Annotated in this window: 12 protein-coding genes, 2 tRNA genes and 1 pseudogene; 8 read left to right on the top strand and 7 right to left on the bottom strand. The window is 66.7% G+C overall.

Going from position 1 to position 14,333, the window contains the following annotated elements:
* The 6 genes and pseudogenes from GJ693_RS08410 to GJ693_RS08385 all read right to left on the bottom strand — a co-directional run.
* Positions 1–1,439: pseudogene (locus tag GJ693_RS08410) on the bottom strand (hypothetical protein); the annotation flags it as partial.
* 32 nt (positions 1,440–1,471) lie between these two features.
* Positions 1,472–3,199, bottom strand: coding sequence for a ShlB/FhaC/HecB family hemolysin secretion/activation protein (locus GJ693_RS08405; RefSeq protein WP_207789955.1), 1,728 nt, complete (start codon positions 3,197–3,199; stop codon positions 1,472–1,474).
* Between the two features lie 197 nt (positions 3,200–3,396).
* Positions 3,397–5,256, bottom strand: coding sequence for a cobaltochelatase subunit CobT (gene cobT / locus GJ693_RS08400; protein ID WP_156255862.1), 1,860 nt, complete (start codon positions 5,254–5,256; stop codon positions 3,397–3,399).
* Complete coding sequence (locus GJ693_RS08395; protein WP_156255861.1) at positions 5,249–5,716, bottom strand: DUF3291 domain-containing protein; 468 nt, start codon at positions 5,714–5,716, stop codon at positions 5,249–5,251. Before GJ693_RS08395 ends, cobT begins: the two co-directional genes overlap by 8 nt.
* Positions 5,717–5,720: 4 nt before the next feature.
* The gene (cobS, locus tag GJ693_RS08390; protein WP_156255865.1) at positions 5,721–6,707 is read right to left on the bottom strand and encodes a cobaltochelatase subunit CobS; all 987 of its coding nucleotides are present in this window, start codon (positions 6,705–6,707) and stop codon (positions 5,721–5,723) included.
* A 5-nt stretch (positions 6,708–6,712) separates the two neighbouring features.
* Positions 6,713–7,249, bottom strand: coding sequence for a J domain-containing protein (locus tag GJ693_RS08385; protein WP_235902754.1), 537 nt, complete (start codon positions 7,247–7,249; stop codon positions 6,713–6,715).
* Positions 7,250–7,348: 99 nt separating this feature from the next.
* Between GJ693_RS08385 and GJ693_RS08380 the strand changes: the two genes are divergently transcribed.
* The 7 genes from GJ693_RS08380 to GJ693_RS08350 all read left to right on the top strand — a co-directional run bounded on the left by GJ693_RS08380 (position 7,349) and on the right by GJ693_RS08350 (position 12,608).
* Complete coding sequence (locus tag GJ693_RS08380) at positions 7,349–7,627, top strand: BolA family protein (protein WP_156255859.1); 279 nt, start codon at positions 7,349–7,351, stop codon at positions 7,625–7,627.
* The gene (locus tag GJ693_RS08375) at positions 7,627–8,697 is read left to right on the top strand and encodes a succinylglutamate desuccinylase/aspartoacylase family protein (RefSeq protein ID WP_156255858.1); all 1,071 of its coding nucleotides are present in this window, start codon (positions 7,627–7,629) and stop codon (positions 8,695–8,697) included. Before GJ693_RS08380 ends, GJ693_RS08375 begins: the two co-directional genes overlap by 1 nt.
* A gap of 34 nt (positions 8,698–8,731) precedes the next feature.
* Positions 8,732–8,806 (top strand) — tRNA-Thr (locus GJ693_RS08370).
* A 39-nt stretch (positions 8,807–8,845) separates the two neighbouring features.
* Positions 8,846–10,174 carry an NCS2 family permease gene (locus GJ693_RS08365; RefSeq protein ID WP_235902752.1) on the top strand — a complete coding sequence of 443 codons (1,329 nt, stop codon included), beginning with the start codon at positions 8,846–8,848 and terminating at the stop codon, positions 10,172–10,174.
* Positions 10,171–11,100 (top strand): 5'-methylthioadenosine/S-adenosylhomocysteine nucleosidase, encoded by a 930-nt coding sequence (locus tag GJ693_RS08360; RefSeq protein WP_156255857.1) that lies wholly within the window; start codon positions 10,171–10,173, stop codon positions 11,098–11,100. The genes GJ693_RS08365 and GJ693_RS08360 overlap by 4 nt, the downstream gene beginning before the upstream one ends.
* Before the next feature lie 100 nt (positions 11,101–11,200).
* Complete coding sequence (locus tag GJ693_RS08355) at positions 11,201–12,421, top strand: acyl-CoA dehydrogenase family protein (RefSeq protein WP_156255856.1); 1,221 nt, start codon at positions 11,201–11,203, stop codon at positions 12,419–12,421.
* Positions 12,422–12,521: 100 nt separating this feature from the next.
* A tRNA-Leu gene (locus GJ693_RS08350) sits at positions 12,522–12,608 on the top strand.
* Positions 12,609–12,815: 207 nt separating this feature from the next.
* Here GJ693_RS08350 and GJ693_RS08345 read toward each other — a convergent pair.
* Positions 12,816–13,253, bottom strand: coding sequence for an SRPBCC family protein (locus GJ693_RS08345; protein WP_156255855.1), 438 nt, complete (start codon positions 13,251–13,253; stop codon positions 12,816–12,818).
* A gap of 240 nt (positions 13,254–13,493) precedes the next feature.
* Between GJ693_RS08345 and GJ693_RS08340 the strand changes: the two genes are divergently transcribed.
* Complete coding sequence (locus GJ693_RS08340; protein ID WP_156255854.1) at positions 13,494–14,312, top strand: hypothetical protein; 819 nt, start codon at positions 13,494–13,496, stop codon at positions 14,310–14,312.
* The last annotated feature ends 21 nt before the right edge of the window (positions 14,313–14,333 follow it).

Below are 14,333 nucleotides of genomic sequence, written 5' to 3'. Positions count from 1 at the left end.
AAGGAGGCGCCGCCCAGGCCGTCGGCAGCGACGATCAGGTTGGTCGCGCGCACACTGCCGCCCAGCGCCCCGATCAGCGCCGAGCCGCCGGTGCCGGTGCCGCCCGGCTGCAGCGGGCTGCCAGTGCCTTCGCCCTCGCCATTGGCCAGCGCCAGGATATTGCCCTGCGCCGAAATGCTGCCGCCGGCGGAGGCCGAGACTTCGGCGACACCGGCGCTGTGGCTCGCGCCGGCGAACAGATTGGCATAGGTCGAGGCATCGGCACGAAGGTCGCCAGCGACCTGCAGCAATTGGCCGGACACGGCGCGCACCACCGCCAGATCGTCGGCAAACACGGCCAAATTGCTGGCAAAACCCAGCCCGCCACTGATCGCCTGGACCTCGGCCCGGTCCTTGGACCGGATGGTGACGCTGGAGGTGAAATTGGCATTGTCCACCGCCACCAGCGCCTCGCCGACGCTGCTCGCCACCGGCAGTTGCCCGAACTGGCCGACGCCTTCGCCAATCGCCGACGCCTTGATATCGTAGCCGCCCGACAGGATGATGGCATTGCCATCCACATCGGCGGCAGCAGCAATGTCAAAGCCGATCTGGGCCCCACCGCTGATCAACAAAGTCATCGCGTCATTCTTGGGCACCGCCATCAGATAGATGCGGTGGAACACGCCCTGCCCGCCAATGCCGGCTGGCCCGGTGATCTGGCCGGTGATGCTGCTGGTCCCGCCGGCCGCCGAACCGATGCTGGTGCTGATGTCGAACAGGCCACCGTTGAGGGTGAAGCTGGCATCCTCCACTGCGGCCAGGGCCGCCGAGCCATTGACCGTGATGCTGCCGGCCATGTCGAAGCGCGGCGCCACGGCGATGACATAGGAATCGGCGGCGAGCGCATTGATCTGGGCGCCCTTGTCGATGCTGATCCCGGCCTTGCTGTCGGGCGCGGCGGTCAGGCGGAAATTGCCGAAGGGATCAAGATAGGGCTGGCCAGCGGCGGCCCCCACCGGATCGTTGGCGGTGAGCAGCAGACTTCCGACATCGAACTGCGCCGTGCCGGTGAGCAGCAGGCCGCCGGGCGCATAGAACCAGATATGGCCGATCGGATCGCTGGTCACCGTGCCGGCGAACTGGATGGCGCGCGACGGATCGGCAGCGATGATCCGGTTGAGCACCGTGTAGGACGCGCCGGTGCCGCTGACGAAATTGGCGACATTGCCCGACGGCAGGAAATCGATTGGCGCCGGGCCGGGGCCGCTGTCGCTGGGCAGCCAGTTGATCGTGGTCTGATCGGCGGTGACGACGAGTGTTTCGGTGCCGGCGCCAGTGATCCTGTTGACGCTGCCCAGGATGACATTTGGCGTGCCCTGGAAGGCCTGGGCCTGCACCTGGTGGGGTTGCAGCGCCAGCATGGTGGCGAGCACGGCCGGCGAGGCAGCAAGTCGCAAGCCAACGGGCCTGCGTTCATGGCACGGGCGCATCAGCGGGTCCTCCATGGCAACAGGCGGGTGGTGAAGGTGAGCAGCAGGCGGACATCGCCAGCCTGGGTGGGCCCGGCGTCCTTCAGGGCCACCGCGCCGCCCAGATCGAGCCGCGCGCGATCACTCAGCACCATGCGGGCGCCAGCACCGACCGACACCAGGCTGACCGGATTGGGCGCCGTTGGCGCCAGCCCGCGCGACCAGGCCCAGCCGGCATCGACGAACAGATAGGGCTGGGCCGCCAGCTTCCAGTCCTGCGACAAGGTGATGGGATCGTGGCGCAGTTCGGCGTTCACCGCCGCGCCATCGTCACCAGTCAGCACGCCAGGATCATAGCCGCGGCCCACCGTGTAGTTGCCCAGTGCAAAACGCTCGAACCCGAACAGCCCGCCGCTGGCCACCTGGGCGCGCGGCTGCACGGCGATGGTGATGAATTTCGCCAGCCGCAGTTCGGCAAGGCCGGTCACACGCGCCACGGTGGCCGTCGGGCTGCCGCCGATCAGGCTGGGCGGCACCACGCCGGCACCGGCGCAGACAATGGGATTGGCCAGGCAATCCGGGCTGGCGCCGAGGATATCGAGGCCCTGGCGCAATTCCAGGCTGAAGCCCAGCCGCCAGGCGCTGGTGCCGCCTGGCCCGCGGCCGCGCATGTCCTGCCAGTCGCCGTCCAACCGCGCCCAGGCCACGCGCAGCCGGTCACGCGACAGCGGCGCGGCGGCAAAATCGACCTGCTGGTCAACCAGGTCAAAGCCGGCATGGCCCACCAGACTGGCGGCCTGGCTGCGCTTGAAGGGATAGCTGACATCGACTGTGGCAAAGAAGGTCTCGGCCCTGACAGGCGGCACGCCGGCGCCGAGATCGGGCCGGGTCCAGGCCTGCGTCACTCGGCCTGAAAGCCGCAGCCCCTCGCCGCCAAGCGCAAAATCATGCCCGGCCTGCAGCACCTGCTGCTGGCGGAAGTCTGACGAGGAATAATAGGAAATGAAGCTGTGATCGCCCAGCCCGGTGAGGCCATTGGCCTGCACCCGGAACTGCCCGCCCCACGGCCCGGTGGGAGACGGCGCCAGGTTGCTCAGCACCAGGTCGGCCTCGATTGCCCGGCGCCGCACGCTGACATCGCCCACCATGTCACCCGGTGAGCCGCCGGCCGGCTTCAGCGCCAGCCGCACGTCCATCCCCGGCAGGTCGCGCGCCAGCAGCAGGTAACGCTCGGCCGCAATGCGGTTGAACGGCCCGCCGGTGGCAAGCTTGTTGAGGTAGCGCGCCACCTGGCCTTCGTTGGGCCCGGCATCGCCGCGCAGCCGTACCGCGGTCAGACGGGCGTAGAGAACCTCGAAACGCACCTCGCCGCCCTCGATGCGCTGGGCGGGCACCTGCACGGCGGCCAGATAGCCCAGCCGGCGCAGGTGGGTGGCCGCGGCATCGCGGATCTCGCAGAGCACCGAAATCGGCAATTCCTTGCCGACCAGCGGCTTCCAGATCGGCTCCAGCTCAGCGGCTGGCACCGGGCCAAGATTGTTGAAGCTGGCGCGACCCAGCGTGAGCCTGATCGCGCCATAGGCCGGGTCGGCCAGCGCGCAGGGGCTGCGTTCGATATCGCCATCGACAAACAGGCGACTGGGCTGGGTGAACTGCGGCCGGCGCGACGGATCGATTTCCTCGCGCGTCGGGGCGCCGGTGCCGGCAATCTGCGCCATCGCAGGGCCGGCCAAAAGCGCCAGGCTCACCAGCAAACAGCGTCCGGCTCGCCCGATCGGCGACGCCATGGTCGCGGACAAGCACCGGTCCATCATCACGTCTTCCCCCGGCAACGGTTACGCTGCGACCCATTGACGTCTTTTGCCGCAGTCTAAGCGCAATCCGCCCTCATGCGCCAGCCACTTGTACAGAAGTTACGTTGATCGGTGGCGCGCGTTGCAGGAAGTCAGCGGCGGCCGCGGGCGCCAGCCTTGCCGCCGCCCTCCTCGAACAGCGCGGCGAGGCTGTCGATGATGGTGCCGCCCAGCTGTTCGGCATCCATGATGGTGACGGCGCGGCGGTAATAGCGCGTCACGTCATGGCCGATGCCGATGGCGATCAGCTCGACCGGGCTCTTGGTCTCGATGTGGCGGATGACGGCACGCAGGTGGCGTTCGAGATAATTGCCGCTGTTCACGCTCAGAGTGGAATCATCCACCGGCGCCCCATCGGAAATCACCATCAGGATGCGGCGATCCTCGTTGCGGGCAACCAGCCGGTCGTGTGCCCACAGCAGCGCCTCGCCGTCGATATTCTCCTTCAGCAGACCCTCGCGCATCATCAGGCCGAGATTCTTGCGCGCCCGCCGCCACGGCGCGTCGGCCTGCTTGTAGACGATATGGCGCAAGTCGTTGAGCCGCCCCGGCTTGGGCGGCCGGCCAGCCGCAAGCCAGGCCTCGCGGCTCTGCCCGCCCTTCCAGGCGCGGGTGGTGAAGCCCAATATCTCGGTCTTGACCGCGCAGCGTTCCAGCGTGCGCGCCAGGATATCGGCGCAGATGGCAGCGATCGAGATGGGCCGGCCGCGCATCGAACCCGAATTGTCGATCAGCAGCGTCACCACCGTGTCGCGAAATTCAGTATCGCGCTCGATCTTGTACGACAGCGCGTGCGCCGGGTTGGTGACGATGCGCACCAGCCGGGCCGCATCGAGGATGCCTTCTTCCTGGTCGAAATCCCAGCTGCGGTTCTGCTGCGCCATCAGGCGGCGCTGCAGGCGGTTGGCCAGCTTGGTCACCGCCGATTGCAGCGGGATCAGTTGCTGGTCGAGATAGGCGCGCAGCCGCGTCAGCTCCTCGTCATCGCACAGGTCGGCGGCGCCCACGACCTCGTCGTGCTTGGTGGTATACGCCTTATATTCGAAATCCGGCGGCAGATCAGACAGCGGCATGTTCGGACGCCATGGCATCATGCCTTCCTGGCCTTCGTCGCCCATCTCCGCGTCAGACACCTGGTCAGTGTCCATCTCGACCTCGCGCTGGTCGGCATCCTCCGGCGCGTCGGAGGACTCCTCGGAGCGGGTCTCGGTGGACTGGTCCTGCCCGCCACCCTCGTCCTGCTCCTGGTCCTCGCTGTCCTCGCCAGGCTGTTCTTCCTCGTCCTGGCCCTCGCTTTCCTCGGTCTCGTCGCTGGCCTCGTCGGGGTCGGCACCCAGGCCGAGATCAGAGAGAACGCGGCGCAGCATCTGGCCGAACGCAGCCTGGTCGCCCATGGCGTCCGCTAGCGCATCGAGATGGGCGCCGGCGCGTTCCTCGATATCGCCGCGCACCAGGTCCACCGCATTGGCGGCGGCGGCCGGCACCGCGGCGCCGGTCAGACGCTCGCGCACCAGCAGTTGCAGAGCCGAGGCCAGCGGCACTTCGTCGGCGGTGCGGGCGCGCACGATCGGATCGGTGCGCACGCGCATCTCGGTCATGCGATCGAGGTTGCGCGCCACGCCGGCCATTTCGGCGGCGCCCAGCGCTTCAAAGCGCGCCTGTTCGACGGCATTCCAGATATCGCGGGCCAGCGCCGATTCCGGCTGATCGGTGCCGTGCAGCTTGGGATCGTGGAAACGGCGCTTGAGCGCGAAACTGTCGGCCCAGCCGCGCACTTCGGCCACCTGTTCGGCCGGCAGGGCGCGGGCCGGTTGCGGCACGCGGGCCTGGTCGCCAAAGCAGCCCGGCTTGTCGGCGGTATAGGCCAGCTCCATGTCGGGCGCATGGCCCAGCGCCCGCATGGTCGCGGCCACAGCCTGACGGAAATCCTCGATCGGGCTGGTTTCAGCCATCGGCCAGCTCCCTCACCGGGGCCGGAAAGGCGGATTTGAAGCCAAACGCCTGCGGGCTGGGGCCATAACGGTCGAGCAGCCACAGCCGGCCAAAGCCTTCGACGGCATCGGGCCGATGGCCGGCTGGCACCCACCACAGCGCCTGGAAACTGCCCTGGAACGGCACGAACCACTGGCGGCGCTGGCGCATGATGCCGCTGTGATCGCTGCGATAAACGAACGCCGACAAGCTCTCGACATCCTGCCACACCGAGATGTTGACGAGCAGCCTGGGATCCGGCGTCGTCTGCAGGTCGCTGGCATTGCCGCTGTCGTCCTGCAGCCGCCAGACAAAGCCCGGGCTGGCATCGGCGATGGCGTTGATGGCGTCGAGCTGGGCATAGAAGTCCGCCATCACGGCGTCGCCCTTCGGCGCCACCATGGTCGCAATGTTGATCTGTGCCAGCTGCCAGCCGGTCATTGCGCTACTTCTTTGCCTTCACCGCGATGCTCTCGGGAAGATCCTCACCGAACACGCGCTGATAATATTCGGCCACGATGCTGCGTTCCGCCTCGTCGCACTTGTTGAGGAACGACAGGCGGAAGGCAAAGCCGACATTGTTGAAGATTTGGGCGTTCTGGGCCCAGGTGATCACCGTGCGCGGGCTCATCACCGTCGAGATGTCGCCGCCGATGAAGCCGGCACGGGTCATGTCGGCCACGCGCACCATGTTCGACACCGTCTTGCGGCCGGCTTCGGTATCAAAGGCCGGCACCTTGGCGGTGACGATGGCGCTTTCGGTGTGGTGCGGCAGGTAATTCAGCGTGGTGACGATGCTCCAGCGGTCCATCTGGCCCTGGTTGATCTGCTGCGTGCCGTGATAGAGGCCGGTGGTGTCACCCAGGCCAACGGTGTTGGCGGTGGCAAACAGCCGGAACCACGGATTGGGGCGGATCACCCGGTTCTGGTCGAGCAGGGTCAGCTTGCCCTCCACTTCCAGCACGCGCTGGATCACGAACATCACGTCCGGCCGGCCGGCGTCATATTCGTCGAACACCAGGGCGGTCGGGGTCTGCAGCGCCCACGGCAGCAGGCCTTCGCGGAATTCGGTCACCTGCGCGCCGTTCCTCAGCACGATGGCATCCTTGCCGATCAGATCGATGCGGCTGATGTGGCTATCGAGGTTGATGCGCACGCACGGCCAGTTCAGGCGGGCGGCCACCTGCTCGATATGGGTGGATTTGCCGGTGCCGTGATAGCCCTGCACCATGACGCGCCGGTTGAAGGCAAAGCCGGCGAGGATGGCCAGCGTGGTGTCGGGATCGAAAACATAGGCCGGATCCAGATCCGGAACGCGATCATCCTTCACCGAAAAGGCCGGCACTTTCATGTCGATATCCACGCCGAACACCTCGCGGGCGTCCACACTGGTATCCGGCGCATTCATCGCCACCGGCGGGGTTTCGTGCATCTCGCTCACGTCTTGTTCGACTCCGTCTTGTATCCGGCTGCTGCCTTCAGGTGCGTAAAGGCCTTGACCACCGCCTGCAACTTTCCTTCGTGGCTGCGATCCCCCCCATTGCTGTCAGGGTGGTAGCGGCGCACGAGCCCGCGATAGGCGCGGCGGATGTCGGCCGGCGTGGCGTTGCGGTCAAGCCCGAGCGCGCCCAGCGCCTGCGCGTCACCCTTGTCGGCCCACTTGCCTTGCGGTGGTCGCGACGGGCGCAGCGGCCCGTCGAACAGCCCGTGCGGATCGCCGAAGGTGAAGGCCATGCGGCCGCCACGCACCACATCCTTTTCCCAGCCGGCGAGCGGCGATTGCGCGGCATAAATCTCGTCAGGCGACAGGCCATCGAAATAATTATAGCCGGCGTTGAAGGCGCGGACATGATCGAGGCACAGATATTGCCAGCCGCCGACATCGCCCGGCACCCGGTTGGAACGCGGCGCGCGGAATTCGCCATGCGCGGCGCACCCCGGCCAGGCACAGGCCTGCGCCTCGGGCGTTTCCACCCGTCCGTGCCACCGGCTGTGGCGGGGTTGGCTCTGGCTTGAAATTGCTGTCGTCCTTTGGCCTGAGGCCGGTCTATAACCGGCGCGCAAGGAGAAGATATGGGCAAGGTTGCCGCAGAAATCCAATCCCGCCTGCTGGCCGCCCTGACGCCAGCCAGCCTGGAGGTGATCGACGACAGTCACCAGCACCGCGGCCACGCCGGCCATCGCGGTGATGATGCGGAATCGCATTTCACCGTGAAGATCAGCGCCGCCGCCTTTGCCGGCCAGAGCCGCATTGCTCGCCAGCGCGCCGTCTATGCCGCGCTGGGCGACCTGGTGGCGCCCGATCGCATCCACGCGCTGCGCATCATCGCCTCGGCGCCGGGAGACGCCTGATGCGGGCGCTGATGCTGGCCGCCCTGATCGCGGCTTCGCCGGCGCTCGCCGCCACCGAATCGGCCGGCAGCCTGGATGGCGTCACCATCATCGACCGGCTCGACGTGGCCGATCTGGCCGCCGGCAGCAGCCAGCGTTTCTGGTTCCGTGCCGGCACCAGCCCGGTGGGCCAGCCCTGGCTGGTGCCGGTGGTGGTGGTGAAGGGCGCAGCGCCCGGCCCGCGCCTGGTGCTGACCGCCGGCATCCACGGCGACGAGTTGAACGGCATCGCCGTGCTGCACCGGCTGGCCGCCGGCATCGATCCGGCCAGAATGTCGGGCACGCTCACGCTGGTGCCCGGCCTCAACCCGCCCGGCCTGTTGCAATCGACCAGGCAATGGACGCCGGACTGGTCGCGCAGCGCCCCCAATCTCAACCGCGAAATGCCCGGCCGCGAAGGCGGCAGCGCCATCGCCGAATTCGCCGGCCGGCTGTGGAGCCGGCTCATCCGGCCCAATGCGGACAGCGCGGTCGATCTGCACACCCAATCGCGCGGCACCGCCTACATGATGTACGCCTTTGCCTCGACACCCCGCACCCGCCGGATGGCCGAACTGGTGGCGCCCGACATCATCAAGATGGACAAGGGCGACAAGGGCACGGTGGAAAACACGCTGACCGATGACGGCGTGCCGGCGATCACCCTGGAACTCGGCCGGCCGGAGATGTTTGACGAAGTGATGATCGGTCGCGCCGAGGCTGGCCTGACCAACCTGATGCGCGAGCTGAAGATGCTGCCCGGCAAGGTGAACCCGGCGCCTGCCAGCCTGTTCGTGGCGAACGACATCATCCCCGCCCGCGCCAGCAAGGCCGGCTGGGCCCGGCTGCTGCTGCCGCTGGGCAGCACGGTCAAGAAGGACCAGCCCATCGCCGAGGTGCGTGATGCCTTCGGCGCCGTGCTGGAAACGGTGACGGCGCCGGTGGCTGGCCGCATCAACATGATCACCACCGATCCCCGCGTGTCGCAGGGCGATACCATCGTGCGCATCGTCTGGTGGTCACCCGATCCGGCGTGCCAGAACGGCTGTTGAGTTGCAGGCGCGCTGCGGCTATCCGCAGGAGCGGGCCGGATTAGCACAGCGGTAGTGCAGCGGTTTTGTAAACCGAAGGTCGGGGGTTCGATCCCCTCATCCGGCACCATCTTCCCCGCATGTTGCGGAAATTGGGGCACATAGCGCGGTGGAAGCAGGCCTGCTCGAACGCCACTTCAAGCTCAGCGAGCGCGGCACCAGCGTGCGGACCGAGGTGCTGGCCGGTGTCACCACCTTCCTCGCCATGGCCTATATCGTGGTGGTCAATCCCGCGATCCTGGGCCAGGCCGGCATGCCGGTGGCCGCGGTCGCCGCCGCCACCTGCTTTGCCGCCGCCTTCGCTTCGATCCTGATGGGCCTCGTTGCCAATGTGCCGCTGGCATTGGCGCCCGGCATGGGCCTCAACGCCTATTTCAGCTTCACCGTCGTGCAGCAGATGGGGGTGCCGTGGCCGGTGGCGCTGGCCTGCGTGTTCCTGTCGGGCGTGGCCTTCCTGATCCTGACGCTCACCGGCATCCGGCAGCTCATCGTCGCGGCGATCCCACCGCACCTGTTTGCCGCCATCGCCGGCGGCATCGGCCTGTTCATCGGCTTCATCGGCCTCAAGGAAGCCGGCATCATCGTCGCCAACCCGGCGACGCTGGTCAGCCTGGGCAGTCTCGCCGCGCCCGGACCAGCGCTGGCGCTGTTCGGCCTGGCGGTGATCGGTACACTCAGTGTCCGCAACGTGCGCGCCGCCGTGCTGATCGGCATCCTGCTCACCACGCTGGCGGCTGGCCTTGCCGGGCAGATCGCGACACCCGATCAGCCTTACAGCATCGATGCCATCACCGGCACCGCCTTCAAGCTTGATTTCGCCGGCCTGATTGGCGGTCTGGGCTCCACCGGCTTCGGCCTAGTCGAGATCATCTTCGTGCTCCTGTTCGTCGACGTGTTCGACAATGTCGGCACGCTGGTCGCCGTCACCCGGCGGGCCGGGCTGATGGATGCCGCCGGCCGCATCCCGGGCCTCAACCGCATCCTCGCCGCCGATGCCGTCGCCGCGATGGTGGGCGCGCTGGCCGGCACCACCACGGTCACCAGCTATGTCGAAAGCGCTGCCGGCGTGCAGGCCGGCGGCCGCACCGGGCTGGCAGCGGTGGTCACCGGGCTGCTGTTCTTCGCCACCATCTTCGTTGCGCCTTATGCCCAACTGGTGCCGCTGGCCGCCACCGCGCCGGCGCTGATCGTGGTGGGCGGGCTGATGCTGCGCCCGCTGGCCGACATATCGTGGGACGATCCGCAGGTGGCTATCCCGGCCTTCCTCACCGTGGCGATGATCCCGCTGAGTTTCTCCATCGCCAATGGCCTGGCCTTCGGCATCGCCGCCCATGCCGGCCTGAAGCTCGCCAAGGGCCAGGCCTCGCGGGCCGACTGGTTCCTGTTCACATTGGCCGCGCTGTTCGTCGCCCGCTTCGTCTGGATGAGTGCGGCATGATCCGGCTGCTGACCTTGGCCCTCGCCGCCATCATCGCCGCCCTGCCGGCACAGGCGCAGAAACTCGACGATGTGCCGCGCACCGTGGTGATGACCGCCATCGCGCCGGAATGGGACGCGCTGGTTGGCAGCCTGGAGGGCGCCCGCGAACATCGCATCAACGGCAATATCTTCCTCACCGGAACGCTGGCCGGCAAGCCGGTGGTGCTGATGCGCAGCGGGCTGAGCATGGTCAATGCGGCGATGAACACCCAGCTGGTGCTCGATCGCTTCACGGTCAAGCGCATCCTGTTTTCCGGCATCGCCGGCGGCGTTGACCCGGCGCTGGCGATCGGCGACGTGCTGGTGGCGGCCGATTGGGGCCAGTATCTGGAAGCCGCCTTCGCCCGCCGCAAGGGCAAGCGCTGGCAACCGCCGCAGACGCTGACGCCAGGCGGGCCAGCCAACTGGTACTTCATCTTCCCGCACGGCACCATCGTGGGCAACGCCAGCACAGCCCCGCAGCGACTCTATCGCCTGCCGGTCGATCCGGCACTGCTGGCAGTGGCCCAACAGGTGTTGCCCGCCATCACGCTGGAGCGTTGCGTGGCGGCCAGCGCCGGCATGCGCGAAGGCTCGGCCCTGTGCCTGCCGCACACGCCGCGCATCCATGTGGGCGGCACTGGTGTGTCGGCCGGCGTCTATGCGGACAATGCGGAATTCCGCCGCTATCTGCACAAGGCGTGGGCGGCCCGCGTGCTCGACATGGAAAGCGCCGCCGTGGTCCAGGTCGCCTTCAGCAACAGCGTACCGGCCATCATCTTCCGCAGCGTCTCCGATCTGGCCGGCGGCGACCCTGACCGCAACCGGCTGGCCACGTTCGGCCATTTGGCCGCGGTCAACTCGGCCCATGTCGTGCGCGCTTATCTCGCCGCGTTGGCGGATTGAGCGGCGGCTTCTTTTCTTTTTGCCAGTGGCCAAGCCCGGTCAGGCGTGACAGCCTGTGCACTGCAACATGCAATAATCCGTAACCAGGGGAAGAGGCGCCATGCATTTCGACTATAGCGACAAGACCAAGGGCCTGATCGAACAGCTGCGCGCGTTCATGGACGAGCATATCTATCCGAACGAGGAGCGTTACCACCGCGAGGTGATGGAAGGCGATCGCTGGAAGGTGCTGCCGGTGATCGAGGAGCTGAAGCCCAAGGCGCGCGCCGCCGGGCTGTGGAATCTGTTCCTCAACATCTGCGAGCATGACAAGGGCGAGTGGAAGGGCCCGGGCCTGACCAACCTCGAATATGCCCCGCTGGCCGAGGAAATGGGGCGCGCCGGCTGGTCGTCGGAAGTGTTCAACTGCTCGGCGCCTGATACTGGCAACATGGAAGTGCTGCGCACCTATGGCACGGAAGAGCAGAAGCAGACCTGGCTGAAGCCGCTGATGGCCGGCGAGATCCGTTCCGCCTTCCTGATGACCGAGCCGGCCGTGGCTTCGTCGGATGCAACCAACATCGAGACCAGCATTCGCCGTGAGGGCGATGAATATGTGATCAACGGGCGCAAATGGTGGTCGTCGGGCGTGGGCGATCCGCGCTGCAAGATCGCCATCGTGATGGGCAAGACCGATCCTTCCGCGCCGCGTCACAGCCAGCAGAGCCAGATCCTGGTGCCACTGGATGCGCCGGGCATCACCAAGCTGCGGCCATTGAATGTGTTCGGCTTCGACGACGCCCCGCACGGCCACTTCGAGGTGATTCTCGACAATGTCCGCGTGCCGGTGTCCAACATGATCCTGGGCGAAGGCCGCGGCTTTGAAATCGCGCAGGGCCGCCTCGGCCCGGGCCGCATCCACCACTGCATGCGCTCGATCGGTGCCGCCGAACGCGCGCTGGAAAAGATGGTGAAGCGCCTGAAGAGCCGCGTTGCCTTCGGCAAGCCGATTTCCGAACACAGCCTGTGGCACGAGCGCATCGCCGATTCGCGCATCGCCATCGAACAGGCCCGGCTGCTCACGCTGAAGGCCGCCTACATGATGGATACGGTGGGCAACAAGGCGGCGGCCAACGAGATCGCCATGATAAAGGTGGTGGCGCCCAACATGAGCTGCCTGATCCACGATCACGCCATCCAGGCCCATGGTGGCGGCGGCGTGTGCCAGGATTATGGCCTGGCCAGCGGCTATGCCGGCCAGCGCACCCTGCGCCTGGCGGACGGGCCGGACGAAGTGCACCGTCAGGCAATCGCCAAGAACGAGCTCAGGAAATACAACTAAGACGGCACGATGGCGGGGAGGGGCTTGCGCGCCAAGCCCTCCCCTGCTACCCGCGCCGTCCTGCCGAAGGAGCGCCCCAAGTGCTCCATTTCCCTGGTGTGCGGCCATGGCGGAATTGGTAGACGCGCAACGTTGAGGTCGTTGTGGCCGAAAGGCCGTGGAAGTTCGAGTCTTCTTGGCCGCACCATCATCCTTCCAGATCATTGAAAGATCGATTCTGGCGGCGGGCGGGCGTTATCGGTTCGCCGGTTGATTTCAGCCAACCAAAGCGCGCTGTTGCTGACACATTGGCCCTCGCACCCACCGCTTTTCCACCGGCTGGCTCAGCGATTGTCGCGATCAGGGACAACGCGGGGCGTACAGGAACTGCGTCAACGCAAGGTCTGGTGTCAGACTAAGCGAAATAGCGATCGTCGTAAGGCGTCACGGTCCCCGTCTCGCAATACAGGCGCAGCAGCCTCAGATACATCGCCCAGCAATAGCTGGATCCGCGAAAATGGTCGGATTGCTCGGCCCAGCCCTCGTGCCGAAAGTGCAGGATTGTCTGGGCATCGCCTGCCGGTTCAAGCCGGAAAGAAATGGTCGTCCCCAGCCAGTCGTCCGCGGCATCCGTCATCTCGAATGTGATGGAGGTGCCTGGCGCGAGCGACACGACCTTCGCCTGCCACTGAAAATCGCCCCCGAATCCGAGCGCGTAAACTGCGTCCGGCTGGGCGAGGCCGGAACATGTCTCGGTCCACCAGGAGTCCAGGCCTGCTGGCGTCGACACCGCAGCGAACACGACGTCAGGGCGCGTTCGGATGGCAAGATCGTGCACGATGGCAAAGGTCATGAAGACTGCTTTCCTGCAACGTTTCGACAACGACAGGGGGACGCAACTGTGGGGACATTACACCAGAGTTCCCGCGCCCGCCCGACCTTTTGGCGTTGGGCTGTGCCGGGCCGGCCAATGGAACCGGATGCTGCGTTGTGAATCGACCATCCACGCAGCCACTTCGGCGCGCTGGCTTGCGAAGCGAACGAATATGCGTAGCATCCCGCCGGGTTGCATCGGTCAAGGGGGGACTATTCGATGCCATATCGTCAGGCGCACTGGTATGTCGGCTTGGTGCTGGCGGTCATCCTGGCCGGTTTCTGGGCCAGCTACTGGTCACCCATCCGCGCCGTGCCACTGGCCTTTCACGTCCACGCGCTCAGCAGTTGCACCTGGCTGACGCTGCTGATCGTGCAGAGCGTCGCCATACACCGCCGGTCCAACGCGCTCCACAAGCAGCTTGGCCTCGCCAGCCTGGCGCTGTTCCCGGTGATGATCCTGGGATTCATGATGATCATCGACGTTTCTGCGCGTCATTTCGCGGCGGCGAAGAACCCCTTCTCGGTCTATCTCGGCCCCTCGTTCGGGATCGGCATGCTGCTGGCCATTGGTGCCTATCTGACGCTCTTCTATCTGGCGCTGAAGCATCGCCGCACGGTCAGGCTGCACGCCGGCTACATGCTGGCGACCCCGTTGATCCTGTTTGAATCGCCCTTCTCGCGGGTGATTGGTGAGTTTCTGCCCTGGCTGAACATCATCAACAGCAAGGGGCCACAGAATGTGCTCGACACGATCGTGGTTGGCGACGGGATCGCGATCCTGTTCGCACTCGGCCTCTATGCAATGAACCGCAAGCACGGCGCGCCCTGGCTGGTGGCCAGCGCCTTCATGGCCACCCAGGCGGTCGCCATGTGGTTCGCGCCGTTCATGCCAGAGCTGGCGACGGCCTTTGGTGCGTATGCGCAGATCCCGTTTGGCCTCACCGCCTCGGCCGGCATTGCCGCCGGTGCCCTCGCCGGCTGGCTCGGCTGGCGCGCCGGTGGCGGCGGGCGCCGGCCTATGCCGGCCCGCGCCTGACGAACGGGAAGGTCTGCCGCT

It is taken from the genome of Sandarakinorhabdus oryzae (assembly GCF_009733735.1).
Classification (GTDB): Bacteria; Pseudomonadota; Alphaproteobacteria; order Sphingomonadales; family Sphingomonadaceae; genus Sandarakinorhabdus; species Sandarakinorhabdus oryzae.
Note: the sequence above shows the minus strand (reverse complement) of the source record. Positions and strands in the feature narration are given on the sequence as shown.

Coding starts and splice junctions, on each gene's coding strand:
- GJ693_RS08345 (WP_156255855.1), bottom strand. CDS start 13,253: ATGACCTTTGCCATCGTGCACGATCTTGCCATCCGAACGCGCCCTGAC.
- GJ693_RS08375 (WP_156255858.1), top strand. CDS start 7,627: ATGCGGGCGCTGATGCTGGCCGCCCTGATCGCGGCTTCGCCGGCGCTC.
- cobT (WP_156255862.1), bottom strand. CDS start 5,256: ATGGCTGAAACCAGCCCGATCGAGGATTTCCGTCAGGCTGTGGCCGCG.
- GJ693_RS08380 (WP_156255859.1), top strand. CDS start 7,349: ATGGGCAAGGTTGCCGCAGAAATCCAATCCCGCCTGCTGGCCGCCCTG.
- GJ693_RS08395 (WP_156255861.1), bottom strand. CDS start 5,716: ATGACCGGCTGGCAGCTGGCACAGATCAACATTGCGACCATGGTGGCG.
- GJ693_RS08360 (WP_156255857.1), top strand. CDS start 10,171: ATGATCCGGCTGCTGACCTTGGCCCTCGCCGCCATCATCGCCGCCCTG.
- cobS (WP_156255865.1), bottom strand. CDS start 6,707: ATGCACGAAACCCCGCCGGTGGCGATGAATGCGCCGGATACCAGTGTG.
- GJ693_RS08355 (WP_156255856.1), top strand. CDS start 11,201: ATGCATTTCGACTATAGCGACAAGACCAAGGGCCTGATCGAACAGCTG.
- GJ693_RS08340 (WP_156255854.1), top strand. CDS start 13,494: ATGCCATATCGTCAGGCGCACTGGTATGTCGGCTTGGTGCTGGCGGTC.